The organism is Copranaerobaculum intestinale (assembly GCF_009831105.1).
In the GTDB taxonomy this organism is placed as follows: Bacteria; Bacillota_I; Bacilli_A; order Erysipelotrichales; family Erysipelotrichaceae; genus Copranaerobaculum; species Copranaerobaculum intestinale.
Genome location: NZ_WUUQ01000004.1, coordinates 73,604 through 91,700, shown reverse-complemented (window position 1 = coordinate 91,700; position 18,097 = coordinate 73,604). Strand labels below are relative to the sequence as shown.

Sequence of the window (18,097 nt, the reverse complement as noted above, 5' to 3'; positions counted from 1 at the left end):
ATAAATTGGACGCAATCTAATGCAAATGAGCCTTGTATGTGTTATGATGAACACAAGTCATATCAAGGCTCTTTCCAACAAGGAAAGGAGCAGACACCATGAAAGAAAAAAGACGGGATAACAAAGGTCGTATCCTGCATACTGGAGAGAGCCAACGAACAGACGGAAAATACTTATATAAATATGTAGACGCATTTGGAAACACAAAATATGTGTATGCTTGGAGATTGACACCCACAGACCCGACACCAAAGGAAAAACGGGAAAAACCCTCACTTCGTGAACTGGAACAGCAGATAAGACGGGATATTGAGGACGGTATCGACAGCACAGGCAAGAAAATGACACTTTGCCAACTTTATGCCAAACAGAACGCACAGAGAGCAAATGTGAAGAAAAGTACACAGAAACAACGGGAACAACTCATGCGGTTATTGAAAGAGGACAAGTTGGGTGCTAGGAGCATTGATACGATAAAACCCTCTGACGCTAAGGAATGGGCGTTACGCATGAAAGATAAAGGCTTTTCCTATAACACCATTAACAACCATAAACGCTCGTTAAAAGCGTCATTCTATATCGCCATACAAGACGATTGTGTAAGGAAGAACCCTTTTGATTTTAAGTTAAGTGAAGTCCTAGAAAATGATACCAAAGAGAAAGTCGCATTGACAGAGGAACAGGAACAAGCCTTACTCTCATTTATCAAGACAGACAATGTGTATCACAAGCATTATGATGATGTGCTGATACTGTTAAAGACTGGACTTCGTATCTCGGAACTGTGCGGACTGACAGTAGCTGATATTGATTTCAAGAATGAAGTTGTAATTATCGACCACCAGTTACTAAAGAGCAAGGAACAGGGCTATTATATTGAAACGCCTAAGACGAAAAGCGGAATAAGGCAAGTACCATTAAGCAGAGAAACGATACAGGCATTTCAACGGGTTATGAAGAAACGCCCAAAGGCAGAACCATTTGTGATAGACGGACGGGGCAATTTCCTATTTGTCAATCATAAGGGCAAGCCAAAAGTTGCGATTGATTACAACGCCTTATTTGTCCGTATGGTAAAGAAATACAACAAGCACCACAAAGACAATCCCTTGCCACATATCACACCGCATACGCTACGCCATACGTTCTGCACAAGACTGGCAAGCAAGAACATGAACCCAAAAGATTTACAGTATATCATGGGACATTCAAATATCAGTATCACAATGAACTGGTACGCTCATGCGTCCATAGATACCGCAAAATCAGAGGTTCAGCGTCTAATCGCATGAAGTATTTACCACGATTTTAACCACGCTTGATAGCGAAAATATAAGAAGATAGACCTAGATATGTGAGGTTTACCACAAAAGCAAAATGCCCGTAGAGCCTATAAAATAAGGCTTTGCGGACATTTAAGAAGATATAAAAAGATACTCAAAAAGACATATATAATTTATTGAAATTAATAATATTATATATGCGGCTTAAAAGTATTTCTTACTATCTGAAATATTTTAATGAAAAAGGAAACGGTTTTTGTACGCCATACAATTTTATAGTAAATACCATTATCAAGCATCCATAAAGATAAGGTATACACACAAAAACAAGTTTTTTCATCACAAGAAAATGATTCTTGATGAAAACCGAATATTCTTATATTTTTATGATCTAAAATGCTTTATAATGAAACCGGTGATACTTATGGAAAATAACGAATATATCCTGGAAGGAAATATTTCCGTCAAGGCGGCAATCATAAATGCTTTTCGCAGTGTTTCAGCGATCTATGTCGATCCGGAAAAAAAAGATAAGGATACGTTCTATATCCTTCGTGAAGCAAACCAGCGCGGTATTAAAATAGTGTACCGAAGTCGGGCTGAGATTGATGCAATGGCCAGCGGCCGCACACATGGCGGCATGCTTGCGAAGGTCGGCGAGCGTACCTTTCAGTCGCTGGATGATTTTCTTTCAAAAGATACAGTGTATCTGGCAATGATCGAAGGAATTGAAGACCCTTTCAATTTTGGCTATCTGCTGCGGACATTCTATGCGGCAGGCGTAGATGCGGTCATTCTGCCCAAGCGCAATTGGACAACCGCTGCGGATGTAGTAACCCGCGCAAGTGCCGGTGCCAGCGAAGCGATACCCCTGATCATCACTGAAGATACGGAAGAAATTTTGGGACAGCTGAAACAAGCGGACATTCCGCTTTATTGTGCAGAACGAAAAAATGCCTGTTCCTTATACGATATCGAGTTTCCCCGTCGCCTTTGCATCGCGATTGGCGGAGAAATGCGCGGTCTATCTAAAGCTGTGAGGGCTGCAGCAGATCAAAATATCTACATTCCCTATGGCAGAGATGCCCGCAATGCGCTGAATGCGGCAGCAGCGGCAGCGATATTCTCATTTGAAGTACTGCGGCAGCAAATAAAAAAAACCTGTGATCAATGATCAGAGGTTTTTTTATGGTTTATCGGAATCAGCATATCCACTCGGAAAATACTGTTAATACCAAACAGTTTTACCAAGATTTCATCCATGATCACTAACAGGAAAAACAATAGAATGAACAGGATGACATAAGTAAAAAAAGAATTTTCAATTCCCATGGAAGGCAAAATCTGCACATACAGCTGCCCCAGCAGTATGAAAACAGCCGCCTGCACCAGCATTGTCACCATGCGGGTTTCCACAATAATTTTCTTTTTGCACGTTTCACAAACATGACGACTTTGAAATTTCAAAAGACTATAATCAAATTCTTTACCACAGTTGGGACATTTAATTTTATACGATAACATAGCTTCACACCCCTCAGCTTTTTTATACTAGCAGGAATCATTTAAAAATGCAACATTACCAGCTTGTGATCGTGTCATACGGCCATGCTCTCATGGTTCCGATGCTTACCGCCTGATAACCCAAGTCCTGTAGAATCACACACGCTAATAACGCCTGGGTTCGATTTCTGCCATACACATATAGAATCCTGGACGGATCCAATAACGCTGATGCGTGATCCTCCAATAAGTCCAGCGGCAGTGATACCGCACTAGGAAGATGACGAAGCTGATAATCTGAGACTTTCCGTACATCAACAAACAATTGATCCGCAATCTTATCACAACGACGCAGCTCGCGGACGCGAAGCTGCCTTCTTAAATCAAATGCAAACATATCATCACCTCATACAAATAGTATGGCTAAAAAAAGAAACGCCGAAATGCGTTTCTAATCCGCAAATAAATATCCGCAGTAAATATAGATCATATTAATAAAGAATGCACCGATGCCAAATAGATCAAACACCTTATCAACATAAGGAATACGGAAATATTCCAACTGCATCAGCAAAAGCAGAACGATGATCAAAATCGCAATAACTTTTTTGAACGCAGACTGATTTCGTTTTTTGCGGCTCTTATTCAATGAAGTACCGAACAAAAATAATGCGGCCGCTACTAAAATCGTAATCAACATGCTCGTATAGGGAAACACCAGATACTGATCCATCAGCTTAACAATGAGCGCTGACAGAAAAATGATCAATACCGGATATCCGAGTCTTTTTAAATCATCCATGCTTAATCCTCAATGACAACACTCTGCATAACATCACCGTTATGCATGGATGTTACAGCTTTCATATTATCTGTTACCTGACCGAATACTGTATGAACACCATCTAAATGCGGCTGGGGCTCATGAACGATAAAGAATTGGCAGCAGCCAGTATCCCTTCCGCGATGGGCCATTGAAAGCGCCCCCGGCACATGACGATGCGGGTTATTATTTGTCTCGCAGGGAATGGTGTAACCCAGATCCCCTGTACCATCACCATATGGGCACCCGCCCTGTGAAACAAATCCCGGAATAACCCGATGAAATGTCTTACCATTATAATAGCCGTCCTTGATCAGCTTTACGAAATTTTCAACCGTGATCGGCGCTTCATCCGGATAGAGTTCAAATGGAATGACCTCACTATTTTCCATTATAAATTTACCATGTAATATCATATCGTATCCTCTTTTCTTCGTCCATTACTATATCATGAATTTCTGCTTTATGCCAGCAGTACCATGCCTTTGCTGTTAATGAAGCGGATGCGTCGATTGCGGAAGATCTCATTTCCCAGCACCCCGTCCAGCTGCAGTCCCGGCAAAACATCTGTGCGTCCGGTATTGATGTTTGTAATTTTAATTTTTGCTTTAAATAAGCGATATTCACAGCCTTCAAACACTTTCAGGTTAAGCTGTTCTGCCCCGTGGACACCAATCCCTACAGCGGTGATCTCATTTACAACCTTCCGCTTCGCCTCCAGCGCTGATGCTTCGTTCAGCCAGCTGACAGTGGCTCCGCTGTCCATTCCAAACAAATGCATATCACTGTTTTCATCCAACAGAATCATGATTGGAAACATCCCCTTGATCAGGTTACAGTAATCAAACCGATATCTATTTTTCATAACGATAAACAGCTTACTGATATCATCCATTTCAAAATCTAGCGTGGAAAGGATATCCCATCCGATGATACCGTCCATACGAATCATCGGAAGCTTTAATTTTTCAATCGTAATCATGGGGTATTGAAACAACTCCAAGGCTCCGACCTGCAGGCTTCCTGCAATCCAGCCCCGCATCGCTTTCTCCTGACCGCCAACGCTGCTGATACGCATTTTTCCTGATGTGGAATCCAAGCCCAGCTTACGTGCGGCATGTTCACAAATCCCACTGACCTGAGCACCGGTATCCAACACAAACTGAAGTTTCTGATGATTGACCAATACTTCGATCATATATAAACCCATCATTGTACGCTTCATCGGGATCTGAAAATTCTCCAAGGACTGACGGCGGGTAATGGAATTCACTGCCGATTCACCAGCCAGCATAATATGTGCCGCCCGAACCGAAGTCAGCGCATCGGCGGCAGCTACTTTTCCCACCAGCTGCTGATAACGCAAGTTGTTGGGGATCACTGCTTCCTCATTTGTTTTCACCTTGCAGGTGTGAAAAAACTTCATCTGCATCACCTCAATGCTATTATATCATCAGAATGTCCAATCGTATGCTGAGGGAATGAAAATATGTTATAATAACCCAAAAGATGAGGAGGTTATTTATGAAAATCAACAAAAATCAACTGGTTATGCAGAGTGTGCAGGGGCGCGTACATCATCCGGTAATGAGCGGCTCCGGTTATCGGGTTGGCTTTGACGGATGGGGGCGCATTCCGATGGCTACCGGAGGTATCACATATAATTATGCAATCGGTGATTCCTGTATGAATATCATGGGTGATCATATCGAACCCGGTGTTTCAATGAAAAATGCGGATGAACGGGAGAATGCAGCCATGATGGCATTTGCCTGCATCGGTAATCAAGCAAAAGTAATCAGCGGTGAAGCTGCTGGAAGCATCGGCTATGTTACCGGTAAGCACGGCGGCATTGATCATGTAATGGTTTACTATCCAAGAGCTGTTCTGGACAAAATGAATATTGATGACAAAATTCTGATCCGGGCATATGGACAGGGAATGAAAATCATCGGCCATGAAGACATTCAGATGATGAATATTGATCCTGACCTGTTTGAACAGCTCCCGATTCAGGAGCAAGGCGGCATATTGGAGGTTCCGGTCGTAACCAGCATTCCTGCCTGTCTTATGGGCTCAGGTCTGGGAAGCAGCACCATGATGAACGGCGACTATGACATTATGACCCAGGATAAAGAAGCCAATGCGAAATATGGAATCAATGAGCTTAAATTTGGTGATTTTGTATTAATTGAAGATCACGATAATCACAACGGTCCGCACTATTTAAAAGGCGCAGTATCAATCGGAGTTATTGTTCACAGTGATTCTTACACCAGTGGTCACGGTCCGGGAGTCACCATTATCATGTCAAGCAAAACATCCAATATCAAGGGTATTAAGGACGCTTCCGCAAATATCGCAAACTATCTGGTCAAATAAAAATACGCTGATTGAAGCACACTCCTTCAATTCAGCGTATTTTCATGAATCCTCTTTAATGGAAACTTCCATTTTTTTGCGTTCCAACCGGAAATTCAGAAATTCCCGAACCGCGGCGTAAATTACCGCAAAGATCGGTACTCCGATGAACATGCCGACTACCCCAAACAAGCCGCCGCCTACTACTACCGCAAATAAAATCCATAAGCTTGGCAGTCCCAATTTATCACCAAGGATCAACGGTCCCAGAATATTACCGTCAAACTGCTGAAGAATCAAGACAAAGATTGCGAAGTATACCGCATAAATCGGATGAATAATCAACAAAATGACGATACCCGGTACAGCTCCAATGAACGGTCCAAATACCGGTATCATATTTGTTACACCAACAATAACCGATAATAGAAGTGCATACGGTAAATGCAGGATCATCATACCGATGTAACATAGGATACCGATAATCATCGAATCGATAGCCTTACCAATGATAAAATTATTAAAAATCAGTGCCGTATCACGGCTGGTTCGAACCAAATAGTCTGCCACATCTTTAGGAAAAAGCGCATAGTTCGCTTTTTTGACATGAAGCAGAAAGCGTTCCTTGTCCAACAGTATGTATAAGCCGGCCATAATGCCCAGCACGATGTTCAGGAGCGCGCTGGTAAACTGATAGGACAGCTTTACCATCTGCGGGATCGCAGAGGTGAACATATCAGTTAAATTATTGAGTATATCCGGTTTTTTACCAATCAAATCTGCAATTTGATCCATATTGAGATTATAACGAACCATGCTGGTATCCAGCAATTCCTGGAAGGATTCGATATAGGAAGGAGCACGCTTAGCAAGATGCAGAACGCTCTCGATCAGCTGTGGTATCAGCAAAGCAAAAAACAATGCGACAATGCATAATCCCAGCAGCACCGCCGAAATTGCCGATATTCGGCGCTTCGTCGTTTTCTTCCAGTTAAAACGTTTTAAGAGTTTTCTCTCAATAAATTTCATCGGTGAGTTCAATAGGAAAGCAATAGCAAATCCCAGCACAAACGGTAAAATTAGATTGAATACCGTCATGAATCCCGCTTTGATATTATCAAAACGCTGAAAGAAGAAATAAATGGCAAGCGATATGCCGGCAGCTGTAACATAAACCAAAATTTTCTGCTGCATTTCTTTCGTATAATGTATTTTCATGGCGTCACCTCTTGTTTTATTCTACCATATTTCCCTATTTTAAAACATAACAGTTTTGCAAGATAGGAGGATTATGCAATATGTGAAGCTAATCTGCACAGCCGTTTGGATAATGTGACAAAGCCTTCGCAATCCGCTGAAGCGCATCATACACTTTTGTTGAATCACGATATACTCCTAACACAATGCGAATATGACCTTCACCGCCCGGTCCATAGGAAGTACCGGCGTTAACCGCTACTTTTGCCTCCTTCAGAAGATACTCGTAAATCTCTTGACCGCTGCCCAGCTCATGGACATCCACCCAGCATAAGAATCCTGATTCCGGCAGCTGCATTGAAACATGCGGAACGCTGTTCAACAGTGCATAGGCCATATGACGCCGCTCTTCGAATGCCTTTTCAAATTCCTTCATGAAGGACATATCTCGAAAAGCTTCCATTACCGCAAGCTGTGAAATTGTGTGAGTTGCCCCAATAACCGAAACCGCAGCCCCATACAATACATCCATAACTGCATCACAGCTCATGAGATAACCTACCCGGATACCTGAAAAGCCCATGCCCTTGGAAACCGAAAAAACCGTAACCGTGCGCTCCCACATTCCTGGCAGAGCCGCCGGGGTGACATACTCGCGATTATCATAAATATAATCTTCAAATGCCTGATCGCATACCAAAATCAAATCATGTTTTACAATAAAGGCACAAAGCGCCTCAAGTGATGCTCTGGTGAACACGGTCGTGGTCGGATTATTAGGATGGGTCAGAACAACCATTTTTGTCCTGTCACTAATTCTTTTTTCAAATTCAGCTATATCAAATTGATACCCATTTTCTGCTCGCAGTGGGATATAGACAGGTTCTGCACCCATAGTTTGAATATTTTGCAGGTTGTTGGGGTAACAAGGCACCGGAACCATAACCTCATCTCCCGATTCAATAAATGGGAGCATCGCATAATACAGACCTGAGTCAGAGCCCGGAGTTATCAGTAAATTGCGGCGCCAATCCACCTCAATATGATTTTGACGTTTAATTTTCTCAGCGATGATCTGTTTTAATTCATCGTTGCCGATCGGGGCGGTATAATGTGCTCCCAGAGGATCATTCACCGCATCGACAAATGCTTTTTTCACCTTTTGAGGTAAAACATAATCAGGGGTAAAGGGATCGGCCCATCCCATTAAATCGATGCCCTGTTTGGCAAGATCCATATAAGAACCGCTCACATCCGCCTTCTGAACTTCCGTGAACAATCCTCCCTGAATTTTTTGAAAACGTGGATTCATACGTGATGTTATACTCATGCTTCTATCCTCCTTTTATTTATGATAATTGTAACGGTGAACCGTGAAAGCTTCAAGAGAAACTTTGTTAATCATCTGCTTACCATGAATTTTATACAATTCTCACGTCAATTATTGACCGGAATGACAAGGACTATTTTCTGCTTATAACAGGCACATGGAGATGAAAGCCTGACATTCAATAATAAATATGCAATTTATCATAAATGACTGACATACGATCATATGCGTCTGATTATCATAAACAGATAAATGAAAAAGCACCTCCCTTCATTGTTATCCAATGAAAAAGGGGTGCATCAACACTTTTGGTTTCTTCGTATCTTTATCTGAGATCAGCGGTATTTCTAAAAACCATTCAGTAATCATCGCTTTGATAACGAATACTCAGCTTTTTATTACCATTGATCAGTATATTCAGATGTTTATTTTCTCACCGCTTCTGATTTTCTTCTTCAGGAAGCACATGACAGCATCGCTTTCCCATGAACATAGGTCTGAAGGATTTGATAATCCGCATCATATACCGTAAGGTCAGCTATGTAGTTCGCTTTAATCAATCCTTTTCGATCATCAATTCCCAGCATACGAGCGGGATTGATCGTTACCGCATTGATCGCGGTTACTAACGGCAGCTTTCCTTTTTCCTGCATATCCTTGATATTTACGATCATCGGCTTTAAGCTGCCGGCAATTTTCCCGTTCATCAGCCGAGCAACTCCATCCTCACATACGCGAGTAGCTCCTCCCTCCGCTGTATACATGCCAGGAGGCAATCCTTTTAAACTAGTCGAATCGGTTACGGATATAAGCTTATCCTTTCCTTTCATTTCTCCCACCAGCTGCATGATTGCGGGATGAACATGAATACCATCGGTCATTACCTCACAGAAAACATTCTTATGCAGCATACCGGCAACCGGCAGATTTGGTTCTCGGCTGAAAGCTGGACTCATGCAGTTAAAACAGTGTACGACATTGCTTGCACCTTCATCGATTGCCTGCATTGCTTCCTCATAAGAAACACCTGAAAATCCCAGACATACTTTGATATGATGCTTCACACAGTATTTTAAGGTTTCATGATTTTTATCCGCTTCCGGAGCCAGACTGATAGTTCGGATCGTATTTCTTGAACATGCGATATATTCTTTCAAATGTTCAACCGTCGGTGCTTTCAACAAAAATTTATTATAAGTTCCGCAATAATTGTGATTCATGAACGGCGCCTGTAAAAAGGTACCGTAAATCTCCGCCCCTTCGGGTTTTTCATCCATTGCATCTGCAATAGCCGTTAATGATTCTTTGATTTTTTCCTCGGTGGTGATATTAACTCCCGGCAAAAAGGTTGTAACTCCCTCTTGGGGATAATATGCAGCCCATTTCTTAATAAAAGCAGTACTGCCGTCTGCCGCTCCCCCTCCCTGATAACCATGCGTATGAATATCGATCAATCCCGGGATGATACATGCATCCTGATAATCAACTGCATTCGCTTGCTTCTTATTGTGGATGGCCTTAATCATTCCTCCATCTATTTCAATGGTGGCTGGAATGAATGCTTCATCGATCCACACACGATTGCTTGCAATGAGCATATCTTGTTTCCTCCTTATAATAATTTTATAAAATCCTCTCTTGCATTACTCGGAACCATCTGCGCAAACATCCGGACCCATGTTCGTGAAGATAGTGAAAATTGTCTTCATCATCAGGAGTTACACATATTGTTTTCATGATTGCCCGTGAATCATTTCGACCATTGATATTACCGATCGTTACATCTGCAAGCGGAAAGCCGCACTTTAAAAGCTCAACCAGGGTAGCCGAGGTCTTCACAATGATAAAGATTCTGTCACCTTCGTATTTTCTCATTTTGATATTTGCGGTAGCAACCTTTGTATCCAAAACGCTCAGCTTGCATGCTTTCGGACATGCCATCCGCAAAAGACTTTTCATCATATCATCCTTCACCACATCATTATCAATAACCATAATGCGGGTAGCCTTTAACGTTCCCGTCCACATTGCCGCTGTCTGTCCATGAATAAGTCTTGAGTCCAATCGAATATTTACAATTTCCATGTCTTCCTCCCAATATAAATGTAGACCTTATCTTTTTTCATAAGAATTTCGGTGAAATCAAACATTAATTTTAGAAAATATATGGATACAACTATACAACCAAAATTCCAAAATATGATAAGACAAGACTGATCAAAATCACTATATAGATAAGTCTCGCCGATTTCATCCCAAACTTATCCAGAAATTTATAACACAGCAGTGCAATAACTCCGGAGCCAATGCTCGGCATAATCGCATCAAAGAGCTGCTTCTGGACATCAAATTTAAAAGAATCAAATTGAATAGTACCAAATTTCACATTGACCATCGTGGCAATCATAGCACCGATAACCGTCAATCCAAGAATCGTGCCACATTTCGTGAGCTCGCCCAGACTTTCATTTAAGCTCATTGTCAGCTTGATACCCTCACGATAACCAAGACGGCAGAACCAAGGTCTTAAGAAGAACGGCACAAAGAAAATCCATACTGCCCACAGCAGAATACCGATGTAATTACCCTGTAAACCGGTAGTTACCGCAATAGATCCGAAGATCACATCAAAAACGCTGGAAAACAGAGTGTCACCAATTCCTGAAAAGGGACCCATCAGGCTGGTTTTAACTGCCTGCGCCATATCAAGTCCTGCTTCTTTAAATTCCTCCTGAATTGCAATATCAATACCGAAAATGATCGCGGCAAGATTCGTTTCACAGTTAAAGAATTGTGATTCTACTTCATAAGCGTGCAGTCTTGCTTGCTCATCATCCTGATAGATTTTATCCAACACCGGTGCCATCGTGATCAGATAGCCGGCTGCTTCCATTTTTTCATAATTCCAAATTGTAGCCAGCCACTTTGACCAGCGCCAGGTAATGCGGTACAGCTCTTTATTCGAGAATAATTTTTCAGATGTGTTAGTATTCACCTTATTCATCATAGTTTCCTCCATCGCCTCCCACAGTCACTGACTGCTTATTGCCTTTATCCAAATTGTAAACAAATAATGCGATTGCTAAACCGATCGCGGCAACGGTGATCGTTGATGCTTTAAAGCATGCCGCTAAGATAAACCCGACGATGAGATATTGAATATTTCCTTTCAATGGCATATATTTCAGCAGAATGGTAAAACCGATAGCTGGGAACATGCCGCTGGCGATTGACAAACCATTCAAGAACCATGTAGGCATAACCGTATTTAACTTTTCAATCAGAGACGGCCCGATCATCAGGCAAATACATACCGGGATCATTCGCGTCAGCGACCAGGTCAGAAAACCGCCTAGGTTTCGAATCATGATTTTTCGAATATCACCAGTGGATACTACTGCATCTACCTGATGCTGTCAGAAACTGTTGATAACGCGCCCAACCACATCAAGCTGAACCGTCAAAGCTGCGACTGGAATGCCGACAAGTGCGGTAACCTGAGCAATATTGCCGACTTTACCTTCACAAAGTGCCGTCACGATGATGGCGGCTACCTGATAATTCGGTATCGAAGCACCTCCGAAATAATTTAAGCCAAGTGCATACGACTGCATCGTTGCCCCTACGATCAGTCCTAAGGTTGGATTCCCCATAATGATTCCCGCCACAATACCTGTGATAATCGTGTTATGTACCGTCAATTTCACGGACATAAAGTCGATCATAATGAGACCTGATAAGATTGTTAACAAGATAATTTGAATAGTGGTCATACAGTATCCCTCCTCTTCTTTCATACTATCCACGACCAATGAATCAGATACCCTTCGAAGTAGTCCTTAATTCCCTTTCATAGTATCATTAACCCATACATATCCATGATTAATTGTTAATTTGTATGGTATTGGTATTGAAAAAAATCTATATTACCAGAAATTGTTAAAAGCTTTGACTGTTTCACCATGTAATGTTTTCATGAATTATCCAATTATTGAAAAAACATTCGGTTCCGCTATAATGAGAAGTGAATGGGAAAGAGGTCAAGAGAATGAACAATTACGATAAGTACAAATATAAGCAGATAGAAAACTTTATTTATGAACGTATCCGCAGCGGAACTTATGCGGTTGATTCACTGCTCCCTACACATCACTGGTTTTGTGAAAAATTTGAAGTCAGTCGTACAACCGTAAACAAGGCCTTTGAAGCATTGGTTGAAAATGGCTTCATAGAAAAAATTCAGGGCAGCGGTTGTTATGTACGTACGCCAAAACTGAGTCAGCAGAGTATTTACATGTCTTCTTTTTCTGAGGAATATTCAAAAAAAGGATATCAGGTATCAACCAAGCTGATTTTTTATACCGTTATCCGAATCAAGGATTTTCAGGATAATCGATTATCTAAAAAATTAGGTGCCCTTCCCAAAGATTATGTTCATTACTTTGAACGAGTACGATTTGGCAATGATAAACCATTTGCCGTTCAGTATTCCTATATCACCAAAGATATCATTCCCAATCTGCCTTTATCATGTCTAAAAAGCTCAATTTATTCTTTTATTGAAAATAATCTGAATCTGGTGATTGGGGATGGGTCCAGTCAGTTGTCTGTGATCCTGCCGCCCGATGATGTCGCACTGCTTTTAAACATACCAAAAACTGAACCGGTTGTTTATATTTCACATATCTCACGTTTAAGCAATAGTGTGGTATTTGAATATTCCGATTCCTTTATCAAATATGATCATTTCTCTATTCTTTACAGCAATAAGCGATAAATGCTTAATCCTTCCACATTGTAAGAAAAGAGAACGATTAAAAACTTTCAGACTGCAACTTCAAATAACAAAACGATTGTTAAATATACAAAAAAGTTGCATTTTCTATATGAAAATACAACTTTCTTTATAGTATGGTGGGAACGGGGGGACTTGAACCCCCACGGGATTAACTCCCAACGGATTTTAAGTCCGTTGCGTCTGCCTATTTCGCCACGATCCCAAAATGGAGGTTCCGATCGGATTTGAACCGATGAATCACAGAGTTGCAGTCTATTGCCTTACCACTTGGCTACGGAACCATTTCATCAAAATCTCGGTGCTTCCTAATTATATAATAAACAAAAAAAAATGCAATAGGAAATTGCATTTTTTTAGGTTATAACAAAGTTCCGATCAAGGATACAACCATCATTAACACAAGCAAAGAAATAATGGCAATTTGCTTGAATTGATGACGCTTCTTTTTTTGATTCGTAGCCGCTCGCCTCCCTTATTTTGCGATTCTGACTTTCGTCCAGTAATCAGACATGATTTTCTTTGTTTTGTCATTATATTGGAATACTTCATCATTCTTATAATGAATACGAGGTTTATATGCATGATTACCGGCAAATTCGCCGCCTTCACTGCTAAGGTCATGCAAGACATCTGCATTACTGGAAGCATAGCCGACAAAGATCGAATTCTTGTAGCTCTGTTCGTAGTCTGAGATAAAATTGATATATTCATTAGCCAGTTTTGGATTAGGCGCATTCTTCGGAATTACCATCGCATCGCTCCAGAAGTTAGTACCTTCTGCCGGCATATAGTAATCCATATCCGGATTCTGTGACAGTATATAAGCCGCATCACCGCTGTATACGACTGCCATATCTTTATTGCCATTGACCATCGCATCAATTACTTCATCAGTAACAATCTCCGGATCCATCGTAGTTTTCAGCTTCACCAGCCAGTCATACGCTGCTTTTAATTCTTTTGGATCGGTTGTATTCATAGAATAACCAAGTGCCTTCAGCGCCATCATGAAGGAATCACGTTCTGAATCATAGATATACAGCTTTCCTTTATAATTCTGATCCAGCAGAATATTAAAGCCTTCTTTATCGAGGTCAGCCTTACTGACATTCTTTTTGTTATAGACAATACCGACAGTCCCCCAGAAATAAGGAACACTGTACTTATTCGTCGGATCATAAGGCAGCTTGCGTACCCCTTCATAAATTTGATCCAAATTAGGAATCATTTTTTTATCAAGCGGCTGAAGCAGGTTTTCGTTCAGCAAGCGTTCAATCATATAGTCACTTGGCACCAGAACATCGAAGGCTTCCCCACCCTGTAGTTTCGTATACATTAGTTCATTGGAGTCAAACGTATCATAAATAACCTTTACCCCAAATTTCTTTTCAAACGCCTTGTTTACAGATGGGTCAATATACTCACCCCAGTTATACACTTTCAGTACATCACTTCCGTATTTTTGAATAGCAGCGGACGCACTGGCGTTTCCGGAACTGCCTTTCAGCCAAAAGAGTCCGAATCCGGCTGCCGCGATGATCGGTACCATGATCAAAGCGATTACACGTCTGCCCATCGCCGGGTTTTTCTTTTCCACATTGGATTTGATAATCGGCAGAATATTTACCAATATCAGCGCAATCGTAATAATTACCACAATAATCGTAGACAGTGCATTGATGCTTGGGTTGATTCGCTTAGACATCGTCCAAACCAATGTTGAAATATTTTTTACACCATTTCCGGTAACAAAATATGAAATAATGAAATCATCAAAGGACATGGTGAAAGCAATAAGCGCACCGGAGATAATACCCGGCATGATCTGCGGTACGATTACCTTCCGAAGCGATTGAAAGGGTGTCGCGCCTAAATCCATCGCTGCTTCTGCTATATTGGGATCAAGAGAACGCAGTTTTGGCATCACACTCAAGATTACATATGGAATACAGAATGCGATATGTGATAACAATAATGTCGCAAAGCCCTTTTCGATATGCAGCGATACATAAAACAGCATAAATCCGATCGCTGTGACAATTTCCGGATTCATGATCGGCAGATCATTGATCTGAGTAACTACCTCACGAACAATGCGGCGTGATTTTGACAGACCGATTGCCGTAATCGTTCCTACAATCGTTGACACTATCGTAGCGATCACCGCGATCACCAGTGTATAATAGATTGCCTCCAGCATATTCTGATCAGAAAACATCTGCTCATACCAGTGCAGCGAGAATCCCTGAAAATTGGTCAATGAGCGGGAATCGTTAAAAGAAAAAATCACTAAATATAAAATCGGCAGATAGAAGAATAGAAGAATACCTCCGATAATCAGTTTACGGGACACATGGAATTTCTTCATAGTGCTCTTCCCCGCTTTCCTTTTTCTTCATCATTGTCTTTATCCAGTTTTCTGGTTACGTACATTGAGGCCATGATAATAACTGCCATGATCATGGAAATCGCACTGCCAAAGTTCCATTCGCCTACGGTAATAAATTGTGTTTCGATGATATTTCCAATCAGCGGCTTACCGGCTCCGCCGAGCAGCTTCGGAATGACAAAGCTGGATACTGCCGGCAGGAACACCAATGTGATACCGGATATGACACCCGGCAGAGATAATGGAAAAGTAACCCTTCTAAATGCTTGTACTTTATTGGCACCCAAATCATTTGCAGCATCTAAGAGGCTGCGGTCCATTTTGGTTAAGGAGGAGTGAATCTGTAAAATCATAAATGGTACAAAATTATATACCATGCCCAATGTTACCGCAAAATCCGTATACAGCAGCTTGGTCGGTGACATTCCAAAAAACTGCAAAATATTATTGATGACACCATTATCGGCTAAAATACCAATCCATGCATAGGTGCGAACCAACATATTGATCCACATCGGCAGCGTAATTAAAAGAATATAGAAGTTTTGACGAGCCGGTGATGCCTGCGCAATCGCATAGGCTACCGGATAACCGATCAATACACATAAGATTGTTGTAATCAATGCAATACGCAGAGACAGAAACAGAATTTTCAAGAAGTCAGGGTCGGTAAAAAACTTCGTGAAATTATCAAATGTGAACTGCAAAGTCGCTACATCGTTACCCTGCTTTGTAAAGGCATACAGCACGATCAACAGCATTGGAATAACGATCATAGCCGATATCCATATAATATAAGGATATGTAAGACGGCGAAACTGCTTCATCAGTATGACCCCATCTTGTTCATAACATGAATATCTTCCGGCTGAAAGAGCAGCCCGACTTCTGCTCCCTCCTCACTGACATCCGTTGTATGAACTTTTAATTCACGTCCCTGGGTAGAAAAGCGAACGGTATAGACACCTTCTTCAATATGATCAGGATCAAAATCATAATCCACATCGGTAATTTCCACGACGGCATCTTCATCATCGAGCTTCCAACCCTGCGCATTTGCCCATGTTTTCAGGTCAGTATCCAATGCAGTACTTTCTTTGATATCATCAACCGTCTTAAAGATATTGAAGGCGCTTATTGCTTCATTAGCTTTTTTATTTTCAACATAAGTCTGCTGCACCACAAAGATTTTCGTAGTGACGCTGACTCCGCCTGCGGATGTAAAGGTTACCGGATAGGTACCGATCTCCTCTTTCACATCATATTCAATCTTAGCAATCGAAAGCAATTCATCATCTTCTACGTTCCATGCCTGCGCATCTGCACGGGCAATTACTTCTGCATCGTTTAATTCTGCAACATCCTCCAGATCGACATAGAAATCATTTGCGGAAATTTTCTCCGAAGCATCGCTGCTCGCAGCCGGATGCTCCTTTGATACATTCATACGAACGGTCACTTCAGTTCCGGGTACCGTCTCCACGATAATTTCATAGTGAACCCCCTTGAACAGAACAGACTTCACCGTGCCAGTAAGCTTGCCCTGAGTTTCTTCCACTATATCCAGATCCTCCGGCCGTATTACAATATCCACAGGCTCCTTCTCTTTAAATCCAAAATCGACACAATCGAATTTCAAATCATCAAACATTACTTTATAGTCTTCCAGCATGATGCCCGGTATGATATTGGAGTCTCCGATGAAACGTGCAACATACTCGTTCTCCGGCTCATTGTAAATCTCAATCGGAGTACCGATCTGCTGTATCTCACCATCTTTCATAACTACAATTTTATCAGACATCGTCAATGCTTCTTCCTGATCATGTGTTACATAAATAAAGGTAATGCCGACTTCCTGCTGAATTTTTTTCAGCTCATGCTGCATCTCTTTGCGAAGCTTCAAATCCAATGCTCCCAAAGGCTCATCCAGTAACAGAACCATCGGTTCATTTACCAAAGCGCGGGCAATTGCGACACGCTGCTGCTGACCACCCGATAAAAGCGTTACACTGCGGTCTTCATAGCCTTCTAAATTCACCAACTTCAGCATCTTCATCACCTTCTGTTCGATGACGTCCTTACTGACTTTTTTAATTTTTAAGCCGAATGCAATATTATCATATACACTCATATGCGGAAACAATGCATATTTCTGAAAGACAGTATTCAATTCACGTTTATAAGGAGGAACATTATCGATTACCTCACCATCGAATACGACATGTCCTTCAGTTTGATTTAAAAACCCTCCCAGAATACGCAGTAAGGTCGTTTTCCCACATCCGCTCGGCCCCAGCAATGTAACGAACTCATTTTCATTGATATCCAAGTTGATTCCCTTTAATACCAGCTGACCGTCAAATTCTTTTACAATATTTTTGAACTGAATTAACTTTTTCATTGTCATTCC

Annotated in this window: 17 protein-coding genes, 2 tRNA genes and 1 pseudogene; 4 read left to right on the top strand and 16 right to left on the bottom strand. The window is 41.4% G+C overall.

What is annotated here, in order from left to right; translation table 11 throughout:
• Positions 1-98: 98 nt before the first annotated feature.
• Together GSF08_RS09885 and GSF08_RS09875 are read left to right on the top strand one after the other, a co-directional pair.
• On the top strand, positions 99-1,292 hold the full coding sequence (locus GSF08_RS09885; protein WP_119637036.1) for a site-specific integrase: 1,194 nt from the start codon (positions 99-101) through the stop codon (positions 1,290-1,292).
• A 415-nt stretch (positions 1,293-1,707) separates the two neighbouring features.
• Positions 1,708-2,457 carry a TrmH family RNA methyltransferase gene (locus GSF08_RS09875; RefSeq protein WP_160625639.1) on the top strand — a complete coding sequence of 250 codons (750 nt, stop codon included), beginning with the start codon at positions 1,708-1,710 and terminating at the stop codon, positions 2,455-2,457.
• Here the strand turns inward: GSF08_RS09875 and GSF08_RS09870 are convergent.
• The 5 genes from GSF08_RS09870 to GSF08_RS09850 are packed head-to-tail and all read right to left on the bottom strand — an operon-like array spanning position 2,451 to position 5,035.
• Positions 2,451-2,807, bottom strand: coding sequence for a hypothetical protein (locus GSF08_RS09870; protein WP_160625638.1), 357 nt, complete (start codon positions 2,805-2,807; stop codon positions 2,451-2,453). The genes GSF08_RS09875 and GSF08_RS09870 overlap by 7 nt on opposite strands.
• A gap of 55 nt (positions 2,808-2,862) precedes the next feature.
• On the bottom strand, positions 2,863-3,183 hold the full coding sequence (locus tag GSF08_RS09865) for a rhodanese-like domain-containing protein (RefSeq protein WP_160625637.1): 321 nt from the start codon (positions 3,181-3,183) through the stop codon (positions 2,863-2,865).
• Positions 3,184-3,237: 54 nt separating this feature from the next.
• The gene (locus tag GSF08_RS09860; RefSeq protein ID WP_160625636.1) at positions 3,238-3,588 is read right to left on the bottom strand and encodes an amino acid permease; all 351 of its coding nucleotides are present in this window, start codon (positions 3,586-3,588) and stop codon (positions 3,238-3,240) included.
• A 2-nt stretch (positions 3,589-3,590) separates the two neighbouring features.
• Positions 3,591-4,025: a peptidylprolyl isomerase gene (locus GSF08_RS09855; RefSeq protein ID WP_160625635.1), complete on the bottom strand. Its 435-nt coding sequence runs from the start codon at positions 4,023-4,025 to the stop codon at positions 3,591-3,593.
• 47 nt (positions 4,026-4,072) lie between these two features.
• Entirely contained in the window at positions 4,073-5,035 is a 963-nt protein-coding gene (locus GSF08_RS09850) for a retropepsin-like aspartic protease (RefSeq protein WP_160625634.1), read from the bottom strand.
• 98 nt (positions 5,036-5,133) lie between these two features.
• Between GSF08_RS09850 and GSF08_RS09845 the strand changes: the two genes are divergently transcribed.
• Entirely contained in the window at positions 5,134-5,991 is an 858-nt protein-coding gene (locus GSF08_RS09845) for a DUF4438 domain-containing protein (RefSeq protein WP_160625633.1), read from the top strand.
• A 42-nt stretch (positions 5,992-6,033) separates the two neighbouring features.
• Here the strand turns inward: GSF08_RS09845 and GSF08_RS09840 are convergent, their stop codons facing one another.
• The 6 genes and pseudogenes from GSF08_RS09840 to GSF08_RS09815 form a co-directional block, all read right to left on the bottom strand.
• Positions 6,034-7,188 carry an AI-2E family transporter gene (locus tag GSF08_RS09840; protein WP_160625632.1) on the bottom strand — a complete coding sequence of 385 codons (1,155 nt, stop codon included), beginning with the start codon at positions 7,186-7,188 and terminating at the stop codon, positions 6,034-6,036.
• Between the two features lie 88 nt (positions 7,189-7,276).
• Complete coding sequence (locus GSF08_RS09835; protein ID WP_160625631.1) at positions 7,277-8,497, bottom strand: pyridoxal phosphate-dependent aminotransferase; 1,221 nt, start codon at positions 8,495-8,497, stop codon at positions 7,277-7,279.
• Positions 8,498-8,952: 455 nt separating this feature from the next.
• On the bottom strand, positions 8,953-10,095 hold the full coding sequence (nagA, locus tag GSF08_RS09830) for an N-acetylglucosamine-6-phosphate deacetylase (protein ID WP_160625630.1): 1,143 nt from the start codon (positions 10,093-10,095) through the stop codon (positions 8,953-8,955).
• A 25-nt stretch (positions 10,096-10,120) separates the two neighbouring features.
• The gene (locus GSF08_RS09825; protein ID WP_249806061.1) at positions 10,121-10,582 is read right to left on the bottom strand and encodes a PTS sugar transporter subunit IIB; all 462 of its coding nucleotides are present in this window, start codon (positions 10,580-10,582) and stop codon (positions 10,121-10,123) included.
• 91 nt (positions 10,583-10,673) lie between these two features.
• Positions 10,674-11,504: a PTS system mannose/fructose/sorbose family transporter subunit IID gene (locus tag GSF08_RS09820; RefSeq protein ID WP_160625629.1), complete on the bottom strand. Its 831-nt coding sequence runs from the start codon at positions 11,502-11,504 to the stop codon at positions 10,674-10,676.
• Positions 11,494-12,270 (bottom strand): annotated as a pseudogene (locus tag GSF08_RS09815) (PTS mannose/fructose/sorbose/N-acetylgalactosamine transporter subunit IIC). Before GSF08_RS09815 ends, GSF08_RS09820 begins: the two are co-directional and overlap by 11 nt.
• A 275-nt stretch (positions 12,271-12,545) precedes the next feature.
• Between GSF08_RS09815 and GSF08_RS09810 the strand changes: the two are divergent.
• A complete protein-coding gene (locus GSF08_RS09810) occupies positions 12,546-13,274 on the top strand; it encodes a GntR family transcriptional regulator (protein WP_160625628.1) in 729 nt (242 codons plus the stop codon).
• 135 nt (positions 13,275-13,409) lie between these two features.
• On the opposite strand, the gene GSF08_RS09805 is transcribed toward GSF08_RS09810, so the two are convergent.
• The 5 genes from GSF08_RS09805 to GSF08_RS09785 form a co-directional block, all read right to left on the bottom strand.
• Positions 13,410-13,497, bottom strand: a tRNA-Leu gene (locus GSF08_RS09805).
• 4 nt (positions 13,498-13,501) lie between these two features.
• A tRNA-Cys gene (locus GSF08_RS09800) sits at positions 13,502-13,576 on the bottom strand.
• Between the two features lie 191 nt (positions 13,577-13,767).
• Entirely contained in the window at positions 13,768-15,663 is a 1,896-nt protein-coding gene (locus tag GSF08_RS09795) for an extracellular solute-binding protein (RefSeq protein ID WP_160625627.1), read from the bottom strand.
• Positions 15,660-16,511 carry an ABC transporter permease gene (locus GSF08_RS09790; RefSeq protein ID WP_160625626.1) on the bottom strand — a complete coding sequence of 284 codons (852 nt, stop codon included), beginning with the start codon at positions 16,509-16,511 and terminating at the stop codon, positions 15,660-15,662. Before GSF08_RS09790 ends, GSF08_RS09795 begins: the two co-directional genes overlap by 4 nt.
• The gene (locus tag GSF08_RS09785) at positions 16,511-18,094 is read right to left on the bottom strand and encodes an ABC transporter ATP-binding protein (protein ID WP_160625625.1); all 1,584 of its coding nucleotides are present in this window, start codon (positions 18,092-18,094) and stop codon (positions 16,511-16,513) included. Before GSF08_RS09785 ends, GSF08_RS09790 begins: the two co-directional genes overlap by 1 nt.
• Between the last annotated feature and the right edge of the window lie 3 nt (positions 18,095-18,097).

What these genes read in the sequence shown, in the direction of transcription:
- GSF08_RS09810 (WP_160625628.1), top strand. Translation starts at nt 12,546, where the DNA reads ATGAACAATTACGATAAGTACAAATATAAGCAGATAGAAAACTTTATT.
- nagA (WP_160625630.1), bottom strand. Translation starts at nt 10,095, where the DNA reads ATGCTCATTGCAAGCAATCGTGTGTGGATCGATGAAGCATTCATTCCA.
- GSF08_RS09885 (WP_119637036.1), top strand. Translation starts at nt 99, where the DNA reads ATGAAAGAAAAAAGACGGGATAACAAAGGTCGTATCCTGCATACTGGA.
- GSF08_RS09850 (WP_160625634.1), bottom strand. Translation starts at nt 5,035, where the DNA reads ATGAAGTTTTTTCACACCTGCAAGGTGAAAACAAATGAGGAAGCAGTG.
- GSF08_RS09795 (WP_160625627.1), bottom strand. Translation starts at nt 15,663, where the DNA reads ATGAAGAAATTCCATGTGTCCCGTAAACTGATTATCGGAGGTATTCTT.
- GSF08_RS09785 (WP_160625625.1), bottom strand. Translation starts at nt 18,094, where the DNA reads ATGACAATGAAAAAGTTAATTCAGTTCAAAAATATTGTAAAAGAATTT.
- GSF08_RS09875 (WP_160625639.1), top strand. Translation starts at nt 1,708, where the DNA reads ATGGAAAATAACGAATATATCCTGGAAGGAAATATTTCCGTCAAGGCG.
- GSF08_RS09840 (WP_160625632.1), bottom strand. Translation starts at nt 7,188, where the DNA reads ATGAAAATACATTATACGAAAGAAATGCAGCAGAAAATTTTGGTTTAT.
- GSF08_RS09870 (WP_160625638.1), bottom strand. Translation starts at nt 2,807, where the DNA reads ATGTTATCGTATAAAATTAAATGTCCCAACTGTGGTAAAGAATTTGAT.
- GSF08_RS09820 (WP_160625629.1), bottom strand. Translation starts at nt 11,504, where the DNA reads ATGATGAATAAGGTGAATACTAACACATCTGAAAAATTATTCTCGAAT.
- GSF08_RS09845 (WP_160625633.1), top strand. Translation starts at nt 5,134, where the DNA reads ATGAAAATCAACAAAAATCAACTGGTTATGCAGAGTGTGCAGGGGCGC.
- GSF08_RS09855 (WP_160625635.1), bottom strand. Translation starts at nt 4,025, where the DNA reads ATGATATTACATGGTAAATTTATAATGGAAAATAGTGAGGTCATTCCA.
- GSF08_RS09825 (WP_249806061.1), bottom strand. Translation starts at nt 10,582, where the DNA reads ATGGAAATTGTAAATATTCGATTGGACTCAAGACTTATTCATGGACAG.
- GSF08_RS09835 (WP_160625631.1), bottom strand. Translation starts at nt 8,497, where the DNA reads ATGAGTATAACATCACGTATGAATCCACGTTTTCAAAAAATTCAGGGA.
- GSF08_RS09790 (WP_160625626.1), bottom strand. Translation starts at nt 16,511, where the DNA reads ATGAAGCAGTTTCGCCGTCTTACATATCCTTATATTATATGGATATCG.
- GSF08_RS09865 (WP_160625637.1), bottom strand. Translation starts at nt 3,183, where the DNA reads ATGTTTGCATTTGATTTAAGAAGGCAGCTTCGCGTCCGCGAGCTGCGT.
- GSF08_RS09860 (WP_160625636.1), bottom strand. Translation starts at nt 3,588, where the DNA reads ATGGATGATTTAAAAAGACTCGGATATCCGGTATTGATCATTTTTCTG.